Below are 18,098 nucleotides of genomic sequence, written 5' to 3' on the forward strand. Positions count from 1 at the left end.
AAAAGTAACCTATGTGTGGAATTGTTGGGTATATTGGGCATCGAGAGGCTTATCCTATTGTTATAAAAGGACTCCAAAGATTAGAGTATCGTGGTTATGATAGTGCAGGTATAGCATTGTATGATGGTAATACTATTAAACTTTCTAAAACTAAAGGAAAAGTATCTGACCTTAAGGAAAAAATCGAAAATGAAATTTCCACAGATGGAACCTTAGGTATAGGACATACACGTTGGGCTACACATGGTGTGCCAAATGACGTTAATTCTCATCCACATTACTCCAATTCTGGCGATTTAGTAATTATCCATAATGGAATTATTGAAAATTACGATTCATTAAAAAAAGAGTTAATAAAACGTGGTTACACTTTTAAGTCAGATACTGATACAGAGGTGTTGGTTAATCTTATTGAAGACGTAAAGAAAAACGAAAACCTTAAACTAGGTAAAGCTGTTCAAATTGCTTTAAATCAAGTTGTTGGAGCTTATGCTATCGCTGTATTTGATAAAAATAAACCTAACGAGATTGTCGTAGCAAGACTTGGTAGTCCTTTGGCTATTGGTGTTGGTGAAGACGAATTTTTTATTGCCAGTGACGCATCCCCTTTTATTGAATATACCAAAAATGCTATTTATCTTGAAGATGAAGAAATGGCAATTATTAGAAGAGGAAAAGATGTAAAGGTTAGAAAAATTAAGAATGATGCATTGGTAGATCCTTATGTTCAAGAGCTTCAGCTGAATTTAGAACAAATAGAAAAAGGAGGTTACGATCATTTTATGCTTAAAGAGATTTACGAGCAACCAAGTGCAATTTTAGATACTTTTAGAGGTCGTTTATTGAGTAATGAAGCTATTGTTAAAATGGCAGGTGTTGAGGATAACATGAAAAAATTCTTAGCAGCAGACCGTATTATAATTGTAGCATGCGGTACATCATGGCATGCTGGTTTAGTTGCAGAATATATTTTTGAAGATTTAGCAAGAATTCCTGTTGAGGTAGAATATGCTTCAGAATTCAGATATAGAAATCCCGTAATTACGGAAAAAGATATAGTTATAGCCATTTCCCAATCTGGTGAAACCGCGGACACTTTAGCGGCTATAAAATTAGCAAAATCTAGAGGCGCATTCGTTTTTGGTGTTTGTAATGTTGTAGGCTCGTCTATTGCCAGAGAAGCAGATGCTGGAGCCTATACGCATGCAGGTCCGGAAATTGGAGTAGCTTCAACTAAGGCGTTTACAACACAGATTACCGTTTTAACTTTGATTGCCTTGCGATTAGCGCGCGCAAAAGGAACAATGTCTAGTTCAGAATTTAGACATCATCTTATTGAACTTGAAACCATACCAGGAAAAGTTGAAGAAGCACTAAAATCAGATGCCTACGTAAAAACGATTGCTGAAATATATAAGGATTCTAAAAACTGTTTATACTTAGGTCGTGGTTATAATTTTCCAGTGGCTTTAGAAGGCGCTCTAAAACTTAAGGAAATTTCTTATATCCATGCAGAAGGTTATCCTGCTGCTGAAATGAAGCATGGCCCTATTGCATTAATAGATGAGCAAATGCCTGTATTTGTTATCGCCACGAAAAAGGGGCATTACGAAAAAGTGGTAAGCAACATTCAAGAAATCAAATCCAGAAAGGGTAAAATTATTGGTATAGTGACTCAAGGAGACACCAGTGTAAAGGAATTAGCAGACCACGTTATTGAAGTGCCAGAAACACTAGAATGTTTAACACCTTTATTAACAACAATACCATTGCAATTATTATCATATCACATAGCAGTCATGTTAGATAAAAATGTAGATCAACCTAGGAATTTGGCTAAATCTGTTACAGTAGAATAAGTTAAACCGGTTGCCAAAATCATATTTTAAAGCCTAAAAATTGAGTGATTCTCAATTTTTAGGCTTTATTTTTTTGAAAAAATACTATGCATGCATAATTTTATGAGAATTTGTTACTGAGTTTTCATATATTTAATTAAATTGCTCAACAAATAAATTAACTAATTCTCTAAAATGAAGACAATCTTAAAGCTTTTCACAATGCTTTTTTGCGTGGTATCTTTTGCACAGACCACAGTAAAAGGTAAAATTATCGACAATTCTGGGCTTCCCTTGCCTGGTGCAAACATTGTTGTTGTAGGTACCAGTACTGGTACAGTTTCTGATTTTGATGGTAACTACTCTTTAACGGTAGAAGAAGAGCTACCGTTTTCAATTCGTATAAGTTATACTGGATTTGAAGATCAGACTATTGAAATCACTACAAACAATCAAACAGTAGATGTCACAATGGAAGAAGGAAACGAACTCGATGAAGTTGTTATCTCTGCTTCACGTACACCAGAACGTATTTTTGAATCTCCCGTTACTGTTGAACGTTTTGGCCTAAAGGAAATAAAAAATACGGCATCTGCTGATTTTTATGATGGTTTAGAAAACTTGAAAGGTGTAGATATCAATACCAATAGTTTAACATTTAAATCGATTAACACTAGGGGATTTGCCACTTTTGCTAATACGCGTTTTATGCAATTAGTAGATGGGATGGATAACTCTGCTCCTGCACTTAATTTTCCACTTGGGAATTTATTAGGAATGACTGAAACAGATATTTTAAGCGTAGAGCTACTTCCTGGAGCATCATCTGCATTATACGGTGCAAATGCATTTAACGGTATCTTGTTTATGCGTAGTAAAAATCCATTTGACCATGCAGGTATAAGTGCTTATGTAAAAAGAGGTATGACTTCACAAGAAGCTGCTGGAGATAATCCATATACGGATTTTGGAATTAGAATGGCTTATAAATTTAGCGAGAAATTTGCCGCTAAAGTCAACTTCGCATGGTTAAAAGGAACGGATTGGGCGGCTAATGATACAAGAGGTAAAAATGACCGTAATTTTATCGATGGCTCAAGTACAAGAGAAAATGACCCTGGTTATGACGGTGTAAACACTTATGGTGAGATAGCAAGTTCAAGTTTAAGAACAGTTGCAGAGAGTCCAGATTTTTTAAGCCAATTACCTAATTCTGCTTTAGCTGATTTACTACCTCTTGATACGGTTGTTAGTAGAACAGGTTATGCAGAAGCTGATCTTACAGATTATAACGCAGAAAGTATAAAAGCAGATTGGGGTCTGTATTTCCGTCCATGGGAAAATGATTTTGAAATTCAATATGTGGGTAAAGTTGGATCGGGATCAACAATCTATCAAGGATCTAACCGCTATTCAATAAATAATTTCTTTTTACAACAACATAAATTAGAAGTAAAAAATGATAATTTCTTTGTACGTGGTTATGTAACGGCTGATAATGCCGGTGATTCTTACGATTTAGTATTTACAGGTGTAAATATTAATAGACAATGGAAAGACGATAATACATGGTTTGGTCAATATGCTGGTGCATTCATACAGGCTACTGTAGCAGGCGCTACAGGTGATGAAGCTCATGCCATGGCAAGAGCGGCAGCAGATACTGGACGTTTAATTCCAGGGACTCCAGAATTTCAAGCTGCCTTTAATAAAGTGACTAATGACGCTGATGTATTAACAGGAAGTAAATTTAAATCTGAATCAAAGATTTATCATGGTGATGCCAATTACAACTTAAGCCATTTAATCGATTTTGCTGAAATACAAGTTGGTAGTTCATACAGACAATATCAATTAAATTCTTTTGGTTCAATATATACAGATGCCCAAGGTGGTATTGATTATTCAGAAGTAGGTTTATACACTCAGCTTCAAAAGAAATTTTTAGAAGACGATAGATTAAAAGTTACGGCCTCTATGCGTTACGATAAATCGGAGCTTTTTGATGCCTTTTTATCACCAAGACTTTCTGTTGGTTATAATATAGGAAAAGATAAAAACCATAATATTAGAGCATCTTTTCAAACAGGATTTAGAAATCCAGATACTCAAGCCCTTTACATCGGTTTAAATGCTGGTAGAATTATTTTATTAGGTAGCGCACCTGATAATCCAGCAAGAGAAAACAGACAATTCCCTGTTAACAGTGCGCTCGGACAAACTTTGGTTGGAGGATCTAGTATTCAATTTAGCGGTTCAAATGCCTATAACAATTCTTTTACTGCTAGTTCAGTAACTGCATTTTCGGCATCTCAAAATCCCGCAGATCTAGAAATTGCAAACCCGTCTATAGTACAGCCAGAGCAGGTAAGTTCTTATGAAGTTGGATATCGTGGAAAAGTTGAAGGATTTATTATAGATGCGTCCGCCTATTTTAACCAATACCAGGATTTCATTTCTACAGTTGATGTTGTAGCGCCTTTCTATGGAGACGTACAACTGTCTCAAAATGTGCCTGGTACAACTATACCGCAAGCTGTTGCTGCTCTTGCAGGTTCAGATTTTCAAGCTTACCGTGCTTATACTAATACAGATGCAGATGTCAATTCCTATGGAGCTTCGATTGGAGTTTCTACAAAGATATTGGGTGGTTTCGACTTAAGTGCCAATTATACGTATGCTAAACTCGATTTTGACAGAGAAGCAAATCCAGACTTTCAAACCAACTTTAACACGCCTGAGCATAAAGTAAAAGCGTCATTTGGTAAAACCGAATTATTTAAAAACTTTGGCTTCAACTTATCTTGGAGATGGTCTGATACTTATGTATGGGAATCCTCTTTTGCAAATGGTGTAGTTCCATCATTTAATGTATTTGATGCACAAATTAATTATAAGGTAACTAGTTTGAAATCTATTTTTAAAGTTGGTGCAGCAAATGTGTTCAATAAAGAATATTTTACAGCAGCAGGAACCGGTTATATTGGTGCGCAATATTATGTGTCATGGACAATTAACAACCTATAATTCTTAAAATAAAAAATATGAAAACTATAAAATATATATGTTTAAGCTTTCTGGCCTTAGCATTTTTTGCCTGTGAAACTGATGACGAGATTATTACAGGAAATGAGCCTTTACCTAATTTAACGGCTGGTACTGCAGATTTTTCCAATTTCGTTGCAGTTGGAGCTTCATTTACAGCGGGTTATACCGATGGAGCACTATTTATGGCTGTTCAAGAAAGTTCATTCCCAAATATTATGGCAAATCAATTTGCTAAAGTAGGTGGGGGAAGTTTTACACAACCTCTAATGAATGATAACTTGGGTGGTTTGGCATTAGGAGGTAACAGAATCGCTGAACCTCGATTAGTTTTTGGAGGCGCAGGACCTGTGCCTATAGAATCTTTGATTGGTCCTATTACTGTTGGTACTGATTTGGCTACAAATAATCCGTCTGGGCCATTTAATAATTTTGGAATCCCTGGAGCTAAAAGCTTCCATTTAGTAACTAATGGTTATGGAAACATCCAAAATTTACCTAATGCAAATCCTTATGCAGTACGTGTCACAGGAACTACGCCAAATGCTTCTATTTTAGAATTAGCTGTAGCTCAAGATCCAACGTTCTTTACCTTATCTGAAATTGGAGGTAATGATGTTTTGGGTTATGCTACAACTGGTGGAGATGGAACAAATCCAATAACTGATACCGCAACATTTGATGCATCTTTAAATGCATTGGTCGCTGGTTTAACGGCTAATGGAGCAAAAGGTGCGATAGGTAATTTACCTAATATTACAAGTTTATCCCATTTTACAACAGTACCTCACAATCCTGTTCCTTTAGATGCAGCGACTGCAGGTTTTTTAAATAGTGCGAGTGCATATGGCGCCTATAATGCTGGTATTGTACAAGCATTTGCCTTTTTAGTTGCCAATACACCTATGACACAGGAAATGGCTGATGCTGAAATTGCTAAGCGTACCATATCTTTTGCTGCTGGAGCAGGAAATGCAGTGGTAATTATAGATGAAGATTTAACGGACTTAACGGTTATAAACCCAGCATTGATTAGCATGCGACAAGCTACTGTAGATGATTTAATTGTTTTACCTGCTTCAAGTTTTATTGGCACTGAAGCTGTTCCAGGCAATCCACAAACCGTAAATGGTGTTGCTATACCATTGGCTGACAAATGGGTGTTAACGCCTGAAGAACAAGATGAAATTACAGTAGCGACACAAGCTTACAACGCTAGTATTTCTGCTGCAGCCAGTGCAAATGGTTTAGCTTTGGTAGATTTGAATTCAATTTTAGTACAAGCATCTACTACTGGTGTTGAGTTTGACGGTTACACTTTAAATACGAGCTTAGTTACAGGTGGTTTAGTTAGTTTAGATGGTATACATCCTACGGCCAGAGGTTATGCTCTAATGGCAAATAGTTTCTTGAAAGCAATTGACGCAACCTATGGTTCTAACTTTGCAGCCTCAGGAAATCTTGCAAAATCAGATAACTATCCAGTGTTTTATTCGCCAACCTTGCAGTAAATTATTTTAATTATCATATAAAAAATCACGCTTTGAATGAGCGTGATTTTTTTTGCCGTTTCCTCATTTTTTTAATGAAATAAAACGCTATATTTGCAGCGCGAAAAACGCACACAATCAATAGGATTGGGAAAGGTGTTTTTCATATTCAAATTATTGCAAAACAAAAACATAAGAGTAATGTCAAAAGTTACAGGTAAAGTTGCACAGATCGTAGGTCCAGTTATCGATGTAGAATTCGCTGCTGGTTCAGAGCTTCCAAAGATTTATGATTCGTTAGAAATTAATAACCAAGATGGTTCTAAATTAGTATTAGAAGTACAATCTCACATCGGTGAAGATACCGTACGTACTATCGCTATGGATTCTTCAGATGGTTTAAGTAGAGGAACCGAAGTTCACGCCACTGGTGCTCCGATCCAAATGCCAATTGGTGAAGATGTTTACGGACGTCTTTTCAATGTTATTGGTGATGCTATTGATGGATTAGGTGATTTACCTAAAGCTGGTGATGCTGGTTTACCGATTCACAGACAAGCTCCAAAATTTGAAGATTTATCAACGTCAACGGAAGTTTTATTTACGGGTATTAAAGTCATCGATTTAATTGAGCCTTATGCAAAAGGTGGTAAAATTGGATTATTTGGTGGTGCTGGTGTAGGTAAAACAGTATTGATTCAAGAATTGATTAACAATATCGCTAAAGGTCACGGTGGACTTTCAGTATTTGCAGGTGTTGGTGAAAGAACACGTGAAGGAAATGATTTACTTCGTGAAATGTTAGAGTCAGGAATTATTAAGTATGGTGATGACTTTATGCACTCGATGGAAGAAGGTGGATGGGATTTGAAGAAGGTTGATAAATCAATCATGAAAGAATCTAAAGCGACTTTCGTATTCGGACAAATGAATGAGCCTCCTGGAGCTCGTGCTCGTGTAGCACTTTCAGGATTAACTATAGCAGAATATTTCCGTGATGGCGCTGGTGAAGGGCAGGGGAAAGATGTATTATTTTTCGTAGATAATATCTTCCGTTTTACACAAGCTGGTTCTGAGGTATCTGCACTATTAGGTCGTATGCCTTCTGCGGTAGGTTACCAACCAACATTGGCAACTGAAATGGGTGCCATGCAAGAGCGTATTACGTCAACTAAAAGAGGGTCTATTACATCTGTACAAGCGGTTTACGTACCTGCGGATGATTTAACGGATCCTGCACCTGCAACAACGTTTGCTCACTTGGATGCAACAACTGTATTGTCTCGTAAAATTGCGGAGTTAGGTATTTATCCTGCGGTAGATCCATTGGATTCTACATCAAGAATTTTGACCGCTGAGATATTAGGTGATGAGCACTATGCTTGTGCACAACGTGTAAAAGAGTTATTACAGCGTTATAAAGAATTACAAGATATTATTGCCATCTTAGGTATGGAAGAATTATCTGAAGAAGATAAAATGGCTGTAGGTAGAGCAAGACGTGTACAACGTTTCTTATCTCAACCGTTCCACGTAGCTGAGCAATTTACTGGTATACCTGGTGTATTGGTAGATATTAAAGAAACAATTAAAGGTTTTAACCAGATTATGGATGGTGAATTAGATCACTTACCAGAAGCGGCATTTAACCTTAAAGGTTCAATTGAAGAGGCTATTGAAGCAGGAGAGAAAATGTTAGCTGAGGCGTAAAACTAGTATGCAGTAAGCGGTCACAGATAGCAGTGTTGCTACTGAGTACTGAATACTGAGTACTGAATACTGAAAAGACTATGTATTTAGAAATTGTATCACCAGAAGCCACTATATTCAGTTCAGAAGTTGATTCTGTAACGGTTCCAGGTGTAGAGGGTGAGTTTCAAATGTTGAATAATCACGCAGCCATAGTATCAACATTAAGTGAAGGTATTGTGAAAATAAACACGCATGCACAAAGCCATCTGGTCTTTGATGAATTACATGCACTTGTGGTACCTCATAATAATGATAAAAAAGTTTTAACGGTTAAGATTAATTCTGGTACTGTTGAAATGAAAGACAACAAGGTTATTATCTTGGCTGACTAAAGATTGTTATATAAAATATAAAAGCACGAAATAATTAATTTCGTGCTTTTTTTGTTCTTTCCTTTTATGATCTTACATGCGTTTTACGGCTTCTAATTCCACCTTCAATTCCTGAAATAACATCATAATACTGCTCAATTTAAGTTCTTTTTCATCGTATTCTTGAGTGTTGATGCAACATGTGAATTCCCAAATTTCCAAAATATTTTCACGGGCAATTAAATAGGGTTGGTAACTTTTATTGTCGGAGCTTAATAGTAAGTTTGATAGATCTCCTTCAGGAATATAAACACGCTTATATACCAGGCCATCATCTTTGGTTAATATAATATAAGTGCGCCCATTTTTAATGTCGGCAATGTCTTCCAAAAACTTGGCTACTATAAATGCGCCATCTTTTACTGGTAGCATAGAATCGCCTTTTATCGGAAAAGCTCTGTGTGTTCCTGTGGGTAAAAACGGTAATTTAATTTTTTGAAGTTGTTCTATATATTCCGGATCATCATAACCGGATAAATAACCCGCTGTCGCTTTTGCAGGTATAATTTCTATTAAATCTTCATTGTCTTCATTTACAGTTACAGGAAACAACACACGTTTGTTACCAACTTCAATAAAAGAGGTGTCCTTTGCTTTCCGTAAATCGTTTTTTACCAGAATATCAATAGGAATATCAAAGAAATTAGATAAGTCTATTAAACGGTCTATTGGTGGCTCTGAGCGACCTTCTTCGTAAGAACCAACAACAGAGCGCGTCCAGTTGAGTTCATCTGCAAAGCGTTCTTGGGATATCTTTTTTAAAGCACGTAAATGTTTTATATTGGCTTGTATGGGTTTCATAGAATTTTTTAGATTTGAAATCTTTAACTACAAAAATAAGTATTATTAACTACATATGATAGCAATTTTTAAAATCTCGAATGTTAATTTTTAGTGTCGAGAAAAAAACATATTATATGTTGAATTAATTAGTTTCAAAATCTCATATAATTTTTCGATATTTGTAACACATGACACCATTTTGGCCAAACATAAAACTTCATCTTCATTTCCTTATCAAAAGGAATCCAGAATGACATTCATGTTATATTGAATTTGCACGTGCAGAACTTGTTTCAGTATTTCAGCATCCCTTCATTTTTTGTACCTTTAAGCATTCAGTTGAACTCAAGCATTTTCAGTCAACAGTAAGTTAAACTCATAAACGTTTCAACTTTTAAACTTTACAAAACATGCCATTCTATCATAAATTAGGAAAAATTCCATCAAAACGCCACACGCAGTTCAAAAAACCAAATGGCGATTTTTACTACGAGCAATTGTTCGGTACTATTGGTTTTGACGGTATGTCCACCAACAGTTATCATGAACAACGGCCAACACAGGTAAAGGAAATAAAAAGGCAGTATAGTGTTGCGCCAAAGATTGCTAAAGAAAACAATATGCAATCGTATCGGTTTAGAGGGTTTCAAGTAAAACCAGAGAACGATTATTTAGACAGTCGTAAAATTGTACTCACCAATAGTGATTGCAATATCATATTAGCGGCACCAAAGCATTCAACAAAGGATTATTTTTATAAAAATACGGATGCCGATGAGTTGATCTTCATCCATAAAGGCACAGGAAAACTAAGAACGCACTTAGGAAACTTAGATTTTAAATACGGAGATTATCTTTTAGTGCCAAGAGGCATCATTTATAAACTCGATTTCGATACCGAAGATAATCGTCTATTTATTGTTGAATCTACAAGACCAATTTATACACCAAAACGTTACCGAAATTGGTTTGGGCAGTTATTGGAGCATTCGCCTTTTTGTGAACGCGATTTACGTCAACCACAAGAATTGGAAACCAACAATGAGTCAGGAGATTTTTTAATAAAAATTAAAAAGCAAGATGAGATTTTTGATATGGTCTATGCCTCACATCCTTTTGATGTGGTAGGTTACGATGGTTATAATTATCCCTATGCATTTTCTATTCACGATTTTGAACCCATAACAGGACGTGTACATCAACCACCTCCTGTGCATCAAACTTTTGAAACTGATGCTTTTGTGGTTTGTAGTTTTGTACCACGTTTGTATGATTATCATCCACTTGCCGTGCCTGCACCATACAATCATAGTAATATAGATAGTGATGAGGTTTTGTATTACGTTGATGGTGATTTTATGAGCAGGAATGATATTGATGCAGGACATATTTCATTGCATCCAGCTGGCATTCCTCATGGACCACACCCTGGAACAATGGAAAAAAGTATTGGCAAGGTTAAAACAGAAGAATTAGCTGTAATGGTAGATACGTTCAAGCCTTTGAAAGTTACAGAAGAAGCTTTAAAAATTGCAGATGAAGATTATTTTAAGTCTTGGTTGGAATCCCCAAAGGGGACTTAAATTGGTTAAAAAAAGGAAATAATGTTTAATAAAAAAGACGCTGTTGCCCAACAGTTAGAGTCCCTTCCCAAGCTTGTGCTGAGCGCAGTTGAATTAGGAAGGCTAGGATGGGCTTTTATTTATGAATAAATTACCCGCGGATCCATTAGCACTAATATTGGGTATACTAGCTTTAGTAATTGGTATTGCTGGCTGTTGCTGCTATGGAATTACAGCTATTTTTCCATTAGCGATGTCAATCATCGGATTAGTCGTTGCCAATAAAAGTTTACGTGAGTTTGGTGAAAATCCAGATGCTTTCGAACCACAATCGAGAAGTAATGTTAATACCGCTAAGATCATCAATATTATTGCTATTGTTATAAATAGTCTTGTCTTTTTAGTAGCCATTGCTGCGTTTGCGTTTTATGGCACATTAATTTCTTCTGCTATTTTAGATGGTATTGAAAATGGACATTTTGAAGATGATGACTACTATCAAAGCGATGATTATTATAATTCAGATTCCGAGTCTGATACCATTAACACTTGGGAAGAAGATGATTATATTATTGAATCGGAAATGGATTCTATTAATATAGATTCAATAGAAAATAAATTACTTAAAACCTTTAAAGAAGGATGAGAGTTTAAACAAACAATTATGGCAAAAGAAGTAAAAAGTGTAAACTACGGTTTAGAGAAAATATTTGAAGGAGCGCAAGATTTCTTGCCGCTTTTGGGAACGGATTATGTAGAGTTCTATGTTGGTAATGCCAAACAAGCTGCGCATTTCTATAAAACAGCCTTTGGCTTTCAGTCGTTTGCGTATAGAGGTTTGGAAACGGGATCTAAAGATTCTGTGAGCTATGTTTTAAAACAGGATAAAATTCGATTAGTGCTCACAACACCATTAAACAGCAAATCTGAAATCAATAATCATATTGTAAAACATGGCGATGGTGTTAAAGTCGTAGCGCTTTGGGTAGATGATGCTCGCAAATCTTACGAGGAAACTACCAAACGAGGTGCAAAGTCGTACATGGAACCAACCGTTGAAAAAGACGAATTTGGAGAAGTCGTAAGAGCAGGAATTTACACCTATGGAGAAACCGTACACATGTTTGTAGAACGTAAAAACTACACAGGCAAGTTTATGCCAGGATTTGTAGAGTGGAAAAGCGATTACAATCCAGAACCTGTTGGCCTAAAATACATTGATCACATGGTTGGCAATGTTGGTTGGGGTCAAATGAACCAATGGGTAAAATGGTACGAAGATGTTATGGGCTTTGTTAATTTTTTATCTTTTGATGATAAACAAATCCATACGGAATACTCGGCACTTATGAGTAAAGTGATGAGTAACGGAAATGGCAGAATTAAATTTCCAATTAACGAACCTGCAAAAGCGGCTAAAAAATCTCAGATTGAAGAATACCTAGATTTTTATGAAGGGTCAGGTGTCCAACATATTGCTGTGGCAACAGACGATATAATAAATACCGTAGCTCAATTAAAAGCACGAGGAGTCGAGTTTTTACCACCTCCACCACAGGCGTATTATGATGATATTCCAAAGCGATTGGGCGATCATATGAATATGATGAAAGAAGATATTGGCGAACTTCAAAAATTATCAATCATGATAGATGCTGATGAAGAAGGCTATTTGCTCCAAATTTTTACGAAGCCAGTAGAAGATAGGCCAACGTTGTTTTTTGAGATTATTCAGCGCATGGGAGCACAAGGTTTTGGAGCTGGTAATTTTAAAGCATTGTTTGAATCCATTGAACGCGAGCAAGAAAAAAGAGGAACCCTGTAAAATAAAAAGCGCATTTAGTCCCCTAAACTAAATGCGCTAATAAAAAAACTAACTCTACGTTCATACTAGCCTTCCTATATCTTAGTGTGCTCAATACTAGTGGGAAGGAACTCAAAACTGAACAGATTTTGAGTATTCAAATAATTCTAACAAATAACCTTTTAAAAGTCCACGTTGGAAATTTAAGGGCTTCTAAACTTACATCGATTGAATTGAAAAATGTGAGCATTTAGTAATAATTTCTTCAAATTGACTTCACTTTTTAGATTGTATTTCAGCGATTTGTTACCTTTGGAATAGTAATTGTATTTGAACTTATATGGACTTATTATTTGAGACCGAAAAGTTTTGCTTTTGTGCTGTAATGAAGTTATTTTTTATCAACATAGCATGGCTATATTTATAAAAAAAAGCAAAATTAGAGTGCAAAATGGAAATTCCTGCCCGTCCGGCAGGCGGGTTGCAGGGAAAATAATAAGACCATATAAGTTCTTAAGATAATTGTAACACAAAAAATGCGTTACATTAATTACATTTACAAACTAGGATTTTGAAACGAACATGTTAAAAGTGTTGTGAGCTAAGCCAATGGCAAAAAGCTAAACACTTGTGATCTCCAAAATTCAATAGAAAAAAACACATGAAACATATTTTAACCTTAATATTATGCTTTGCAGGGTTTCAAGCAGCAAATCTTGAAAAGGAATCTGCATTTCAGGAAGGCGAGTGGTTTAAATTTGAAATGAGCTACAGTGGTTTTCTAAAAGCAGGAAACGCAACATTATCGGTTAATGAAACAAATTTGGAAGGGAAACCAGTGTATCATGTTGTCGGAAAAGGTTGGACAACTGGTGCCATAAAATGGTTTTTTAAAGTCAAGGATCGTTACGAAAGTTATTTCGATAAAGCCACAGGCGCTCCCTATAAATTCATTAGAAAAATAGACGAAGGTGGTCACACCAAGGATATAGAAATTACCTTTGATCATCAAAATAACATTGCTGAGGTAAACAATAAAAAACACAAGGAAACTAAAAAAGTAACTACCGAACAAGATGTTCAGGATATGGTTTCCATGTATTATTATTTAAGAAATAAAATTGATATAAGCGATTTAAAAGAAGGTGACGAGATTGAAACCAATATGTTTTTTGATGAAGAAAACTACGGTTTTAAATTAAAATATTTAGGCAAAGAAACCATTGAGGTAGAAGTTAATGGCAGTGAGGTAAAAGTAAAAACTATTAAATTTAGGCCTTACGTTATGGCTGGTCGTGTTTTTAAAGAAGAAGAAAGTTTGACACTTTGGGTAAGTGCCGATAAAAATAAGATACCTTTAAAAGTAAAAGCAGATTTAGCTGTGGGTTCCCTTCGAGCAGATCTTGTAGAATTTAAAGGTTTAAAACACTCCTTTAAAATAGAATTTGATTAATTAATAACATGCACGATTTACATAAATTCGATAATATTGTAAAAGAACTTCAAAAGAAGTATATAGCAATTGACCAAGACACAGACGACCATTTATACGGCTTACTTTATAGCAAACCCATAACTTATTGGGATTACATACAAACAGATGCGCTACTGAATTTGCAAATTCAACGGACAACGCTTCCAGATGAAATGGTATTTATAGCTTATCATCAAATTAACGAATTGATTTTTAAAATGATACTTTGGGAAATTTCCCAAGTCGCAGAAAAAGAAGATATCGACGTTACTTTTTTTGAAAGTAAACTGATGAGAATTAGCCGTTATTTCGATATGCTATCCACGTCTTTCAACATTATGAGAGAGGGTATGGAAGTAGAGCAGTATATGAAATTTAGATATACCCTCACTCCAGCAAGTGGTTTTCAAAGCGCTCAATACAGACTTATTGAGTTTGCTTCTACAGAATTAATCAATCTTATTGATTATAGATTTAGAAAAGATATTGATAGAGAGACACCGTTTACACATGCTTTTGAACATTTATATTGGCAAGCGGCAGGAAAAGACCATAAAACAGGGAAAAAATCCACACTTTTAGTTAATTTTGAAAAACGTTACAAAGATGAGTTTTTAAGGTTTATGGAAACCTATAACACTAAAAATCTTTGGACACGTTTTAAAGAGTTGCCTGAAAAGGATCAAAAAAATGAAGAGCTTGTAAAAGCCATGCGGCATTACGATTACACCGTTAACGTAAGCTGGGTAATGGCACACTACAACGCAGCCAAACATTATATTGATAGCGGCATTGGAGATGGAGAAGCAACAGGAGGAAGTGACTGGAAAAAATACATGCATCCAAAATATCAGAAACGTATTTTTTTCCCAGAACTGTGGAGCGAAGAAGAATTAGAAAATTGGGGAAATAATTTATAAAGTTAATGCAATTAAGAAATAGCCTGGCAATAGTCATTATTGCTGCAAGTTTATGGACATGTAAAGAAGATAATTCTGCCGAAGTCGCTTACGAAAAAGAAGAAGCCGAAATTGTTGAAGAAGAAAAGATTCTTGAATTTGGTTTCGATATCAATAACTATATTGTAAAGCGGGATACCATTCAAAAAGGTGATAGTTTTGGTGAAATTCTTCAACGTAATAATATTGGCTATCCTGATATTTTTAAAATAGCAGAGGTCACTAAAGACACTTTCGATATCAGAAAACTTCATCCAGGAAAACCGTATACCTTGCTGTTTTCAAAAGAGTCTGAAAAGGATAGTCTTCCCAGTCCAGAAACTTTTATTTACCAGGCAGATCAAGTGAAATATGTGGTCATAAATTTAAAAGATTCCATTCATGCTTACACCAACAAAAAACCAGTAACTTTTGTTGAAAAAACAGCGACTGGTATTATAGAAAGTAGTATTTCCTCAACTTTAGAGGAAAAAGGATTAAGTCAGAAATTAGCCTATAAAATGGCGGATGATATTTATGCCTGGACTATAGATTTTAGAAGGTTGCAAAAAGGCGACCGTTTCAAGGTGCTTTATACGGACAAATACATTGATGACACTATTTATGCTGGTGTCCATCATGTTAAAGCCGCTTATTTTGAGCATAACGGCGATTCTTTATATGCTTTCGAATTTGAAACCGATTCTGTAAAAGGCATTCGGGATTACTTTAATGAAAACGCAAAAAATCTAAGACGTGCTTTTTTAAAGGCACCTGTACAGTTTAGTAGAATATCATCTCGTTATAACCTGAAACGCCGTATTGCAGTTTATGGTTATAAAGTCCGTCCGCATAAAGGAACCGATTTTGCTGCACCAATTGGTACACCGATTATGGCAACTGCCAATGGAACCGTAATCGAATCTACGCGACGCGGTGGCAACGGAAAATATGTGAAAATTAGGCATAATGATACCTATTCTACTCAATATTTGCACATGAGCAGACAAGCGGTTAAAAAAGGCCAATTTGTAAAACAAGGCGATATAATTGGTTATGTCGGTATGACAGGAAATACAGGTGGTCCACATGTGTGCTACCGTTTCTGGAAAAATGGAAGTCAGGTAGATCCATTTAAACAAAAGCTGCCGGAAGCCAAACCAATTTCAGACAGTTTAAAAGTGAAATTCCTAGACCATATAAAACCTATAAAGCAACGCCTGGACAATATTTTCTTCTTAGAAGCTGAGCCAAAGGAAACAGAAAACAACATAAGCGAAGATTTAACAACAGACATACAATAATGGCACTAAAAGCAACCAACCCAACCACCACAGAAGCTTGGAAAAAATTACAGGCACATTTTGAAACTATTAAATCGCAGCATTTAAAGGACATGTTTAAAAATGATGCTGAAAGAGCAAATGGTCTTACGGTAAAGTGGGAAGACTTTTTTGTCGATTTCTCTAAAAACAGAATCACAACAGAAACCATCGATTTGTTAATTGAATTAGCAAAAGAGGTGCACCTAAAAAATGCCATTTCAAAATATTTTGATGGCGATGTCATTAATGCCACTGAAGGAAGAGCGGTATTACACACGGCTTTAAGAGCACCAAAAGAAGCTAAGGTTTTAGTTGATGGCGAAAATGTGATTCCTGAAGTGCATGAGGTAAAGAAAAAGATTGAAAATTTCACAAACGCTGTTGTTAGCGGTACTCATAAAGGACATACAGGAAAAGCAATAACAGATGTTGTTAATATCGGAATTGGAGGTTCAGATTTGGGGCCAGCTATGGTGGTAGATTCTCTTCAGTTTTATAAAAATCAGTTGACTACCCATTTCGTAAGTAATGTCGATGGTGACCATTACCAAGAAGTCATTAAAAACTTAAATCCTGAGACCACACTTTTTGTGATTGTATCTAAAACCTTTACAACACAAGAAACCTTAAGCAATGCCAATTCCATTAGAGCTTGGTTTTTAGGATCACAGCCAAAAGAAGCGGTTTCTAAACATTTTGTAGCGGTTTCAACTAACATTGAAAGTGTAAAGAACTTCGGAATCGATGAAGCGAATATTTTCCCAATGAAAGATTGGGTTGGTGGACGATTTTCACTATGGAGTGCCGTTGGGCTTTCTATAAGTTTAGCCTTAGGGCATAAGCATTTTGAGAGCTTATTGGATGGCGCGCACAAAATGGACGAGCATTTTAGAACGACAGATTTCAATGAGAATATTCCAGTAATATCAGCACTATTAACCGTTTGGTATAATAATTTCTTTCAATCGGAAAGCGAAGCCATTATTCCATATACACAATACTTAAATCAGTTTGCTACCTATTTGCAACAAGGCATTATGGAAAGTAATGGTAAAAGTATCGATAGAGCTGGGAACAAAGTAAATTACCAAACAGGTACATTAATTTGGGGTGAGCCAGGAACGAATTCACAACACGCCTTTTTTCAATTGATTCATCAAGGAACTAAATTGATTCCGACTGATTTTATTGGATTTGTTAATTCACTTTACGGAAACAAAGACCATCACGATAAGTTGATGTCCAATTATTTCGCTCAAACAGAAGCCTTGATGAACGGTAAAACAGAAGCAGAGGTTTTATCGGAATTAAAAGGGCAATCAGCGTCCGAAGATGAGATAAAAAACCTTTTACCTTTCAAAGTATTCGAAGGGAACAAACCAACAACCTCACTCTTAATTCAAAAATTAATACCAGAAAGCTTAGGAAAACTCATTGCCATGTACGAACACAAAATTTTTGTACAAGGTATTATTTGGAATATCTATAGTTACGATCAATTTGGTGTTGAGTTAGGGAAACAATTAGCAAAATCTATATTAGCAGAACTTCAGGAAGCTAATTCATCTTCACAACACGACGCGTCTACTCAAAATTTAATAGCATTTTATAATAAGAATTATTAAAATCTGTTAATTTTTTTTAATTAAATTCGTTATGCGTGCATAGAATTTGACAATTCTACAATTATTGTATATAGATATGGATTGTTAACAT

General features: G+C 35.6%; 13 protein-coding genes. 12 read left to right on the forward strand and 1 reads right to left on the reverse strand.

Features of this window, described 5'->3' with window-relative positions; genetic code table 11:
* Positions 1–11: 11 nt before the first annotated feature.
* The 5 genes from glmS (at position 12) to HM987_RS00340 (ending at position 8,457) form a co-directional block, all read left to right on the forward strand.
* Positions 12–1,859: a glutamine--fructose-6-phosphate transaminase (isomerizing) gene (glmS, locus tag HM987_RS00320; RefSeq protein ID WP_179004239.1), complete on the forward strand. Its 1,848-nt coding sequence runs from the start codon at positions 12–14 to the stop codon at positions 1,857–1,859.
* 174 nt (positions 1,860–2,033) lie between these two features.
* Positions 2,034–4,865: a TonB-dependent receptor gene (locus HM987_RS00325; RefSeq protein ID WP_179004241.1), complete on the forward strand. Its 2,832-nt coding sequence runs from the start codon at positions 2,034–2,036 to the stop codon at positions 4,863–4,865.
* 17 nt (positions 4,866–4,882) lie between these two features.
* A complete protein-coding gene (locus tag HM987_RS00330) occupies positions 4,883–6,394 on the forward strand; it encodes an SGNH/GDSL hydrolase family protein (protein WP_179004243.1) in 1,512 nt (503 codons plus the stop codon).
* A 180-nt stretch (positions 6,395–6,574) separates the two neighbouring features.
* Positions 6,575–8,083 carry a F0F1 ATP synthase subunit beta gene (atpD, locus tag HM987_RS00335; RefSeq protein WP_178990872.1) on the forward strand — a complete coding sequence of 503 codons (1,509 nt, stop codon included), beginning with the start codon at positions 6,575–6,577 and terminating at the stop codon, positions 8,081–8,083.
* A gap of 80 nt (positions 8,084–8,163) precedes the next feature.
* Positions 8,164–8,457 (forward strand): F0F1 ATP synthase subunit epsilon, encoded by a 294-nt coding sequence (locus HM987_RS00340; RefSeq protein ID WP_179004246.1) that lies wholly within the window; start codon positions 8,164–8,166, stop codon positions 8,455–8,457.
* A gap of 72 nt (positions 8,458–8,529) precedes the next feature.
* Here the strand turns inward: HM987_RS00340 and HM987_RS00345 are convergent, their stop codons facing one another.
* The gene (locus tag HM987_RS00345) at positions 8,530–9,297 is read right to left on the reverse strand and encodes an XRE family transcriptional regulator (RefSeq protein ID WP_179004249.1); all 768 of its coding nucleotides are present in this window, start codon (positions 9,295–9,297) and stop codon (positions 8,530–8,532) included.
* A 392-nt stretch (positions 9,298–9,689) separates the two neighbouring features.
* Between HM987_RS00345 and HM987_RS00350 the strand changes: the two genes are divergently transcribed.
* The 7 genes from HM987_RS00350 to pgi all read left to right on the forward strand — a co-directional run bounded on the left by HM987_RS00350 (position 9,690) and on the right by pgi (position 18,007).
* Entirely contained in the window at positions 9,690–10,862 is a 1,173-nt protein-coding gene (locus HM987_RS00350) for a homogentisate 1,2-dioxygenase (RefSeq protein WP_179004252.1), read from the forward strand.
* A 121-nt stretch (positions 10,863–10,983) separates the two neighbouring features.
* Entirely contained in the window at positions 10,984–11,487 is a 504-nt protein-coding gene (locus HM987_RS00355; RefSeq protein WP_179004254.1) for a CCC motif membrane protein, read from the forward strand.
* Positions 11,488–11,505: 18 nt separating this feature from the next.
* Positions 11,506–12,666 (forward strand): 4-hydroxyphenylpyruvate dioxygenase, encoded by a 1,161-nt coding sequence (hppD, locus tag HM987_RS00360; protein ID WP_179004256.1) that lies wholly within the window; start codon positions 11,506–11,508, stop codon positions 12,664–12,666.
* A gap of 640 nt (positions 12,667–13,306) precedes the next feature.
* Positions 13,307–14,098, forward strand: a complete 792-nt coding sequence (locus HM987_RS00365) for a DUF3108 domain-containing protein (RefSeq protein WP_179004259.1) — start codon at positions 13,307–13,309, stop codon at positions 14,096–14,098.
* Positions 14,099–14,106: 8 nt separating this feature from the next.
* Positions 14,107–15,039, forward strand: coding sequence for a tryptophan 2,3-dioxygenase family protein (locus tag HM987_RS00370; protein ID WP_179004261.1), 933 nt, complete (start codon positions 14,107–14,109; stop codon positions 15,037–15,039).
* A 5-nt stretch (positions 15,040–15,044) separates the two neighbouring features.
* Complete coding sequence (locus tag HM987_RS00375) at positions 15,045–16,361, forward strand: M23 family metallopeptidase (protein ID WP_179004263.1); 1,317 nt, start codon at positions 15,045–15,047, stop codon at positions 16,359–16,361.
* Positions 16,361–18,007: a glucose-6-phosphate isomerase gene (gene pgi, locus HM987_RS00380; protein WP_179004266.1), complete on the forward strand. Its 1,647-nt coding sequence runs from the start codon at positions 16,361–16,363 to the stop codon at positions 18,005–18,007. The genes HM987_RS00375 and pgi overlap by 1 nt, the downstream gene beginning before the upstream one ends.
* Positions 18,008–18,098 lie beyond the last annotated feature (91 nt).

The sequence above is a fragment of the Winogradskyella forsetii genome (assembly GCF_013394595.1).
In the GTDB taxonomy this organism is placed as follows: domain Bacteria; phylum Bacteroidota; class Bacteroidia; order Flavobacteriales; family Flavobacteriaceae; genus Winogradskyella; species Winogradskyella forsetii.

Coding starts and splice junctions, on each gene's coding strand:
- hppD (WP_179004256.1), top strand. CDS start 11,506: ATGGCAAAAGAAGTAAAAAGTGTAAACTACGGTTTAGAGAAAATATTT.
- HM987_RS00330 (WP_179004243.1), top strand. CDS start 4,883: ATGAAAACTATAAAATATATATGTTTAAGCTTTCTGGCCTTAGCATTT.
- HM987_RS00355 (WP_179004254.1), top strand. CDS start 10,984: ATGAATAAATTACCCGCGGATCCATTAGCACTAATATTGGGTATACTA.
- pgi (WP_179004266.1), top strand. CDS start 16,361: ATGGCACTAAAAGCAACCAACCCAACCACCACAGAAGCTTGGAAAAAA.
- atpD (WP_178990872.1), top strand. CDS start 6,575: ATGTCAAAAGTTACAGGTAAAGTTGCACAGATCGTAGGTCCAGTTATC.
- HM987_RS00350 (WP_179004252.1), top strand. CDS start 9,690: ATGCCATTCTATCATAAATTAGGAAAAATTCCATCAAAACGCCACACG.
- glmS (WP_179004239.1), top strand. CDS start 12: ATGTGTGGAATTGTTGGGTATATTGGGCATCGAGAGGCTTATCCTATT.
- HM987_RS00375 (WP_179004263.1), top strand. CDS start 15,045: ATGCAATTAAGAAATAGCCTGGCAATAGTCATTATTGCTGCAAGTTTA.
- HM987_RS00370 (WP_179004261.1), top strand. CDS start 14,107: ATGCACGATTTACATAAATTCGATAATATTGTAAAAGAACTTCAAAAG.
- HM987_RS00365 (WP_179004259.1), top strand. CDS start 13,307: ATGAAACATATTTTAACCTTAATATTATGCTTTGCAGGGTTTCAAGCA.
- HM987_RS00340 (WP_179004246.1), top strand. CDS start 8,164: ATGTATTTAGAAATTGTATCACCAGAAGCCACTATATTCAGTTCAGAA.
- HM987_RS00325 (WP_179004241.1), top strand. CDS start 2,034: ATGAAGACAATCTTAAAGCTTTTCACAATGCTTTTTTGCGTGGTATCT.
- HM987_RS00345 (WP_179004249.1), bottom strand. CDS start 9,297: ATGAAACCCATACAAGCCAATATAAAACATTTACGTGCTTTAAAAAAG.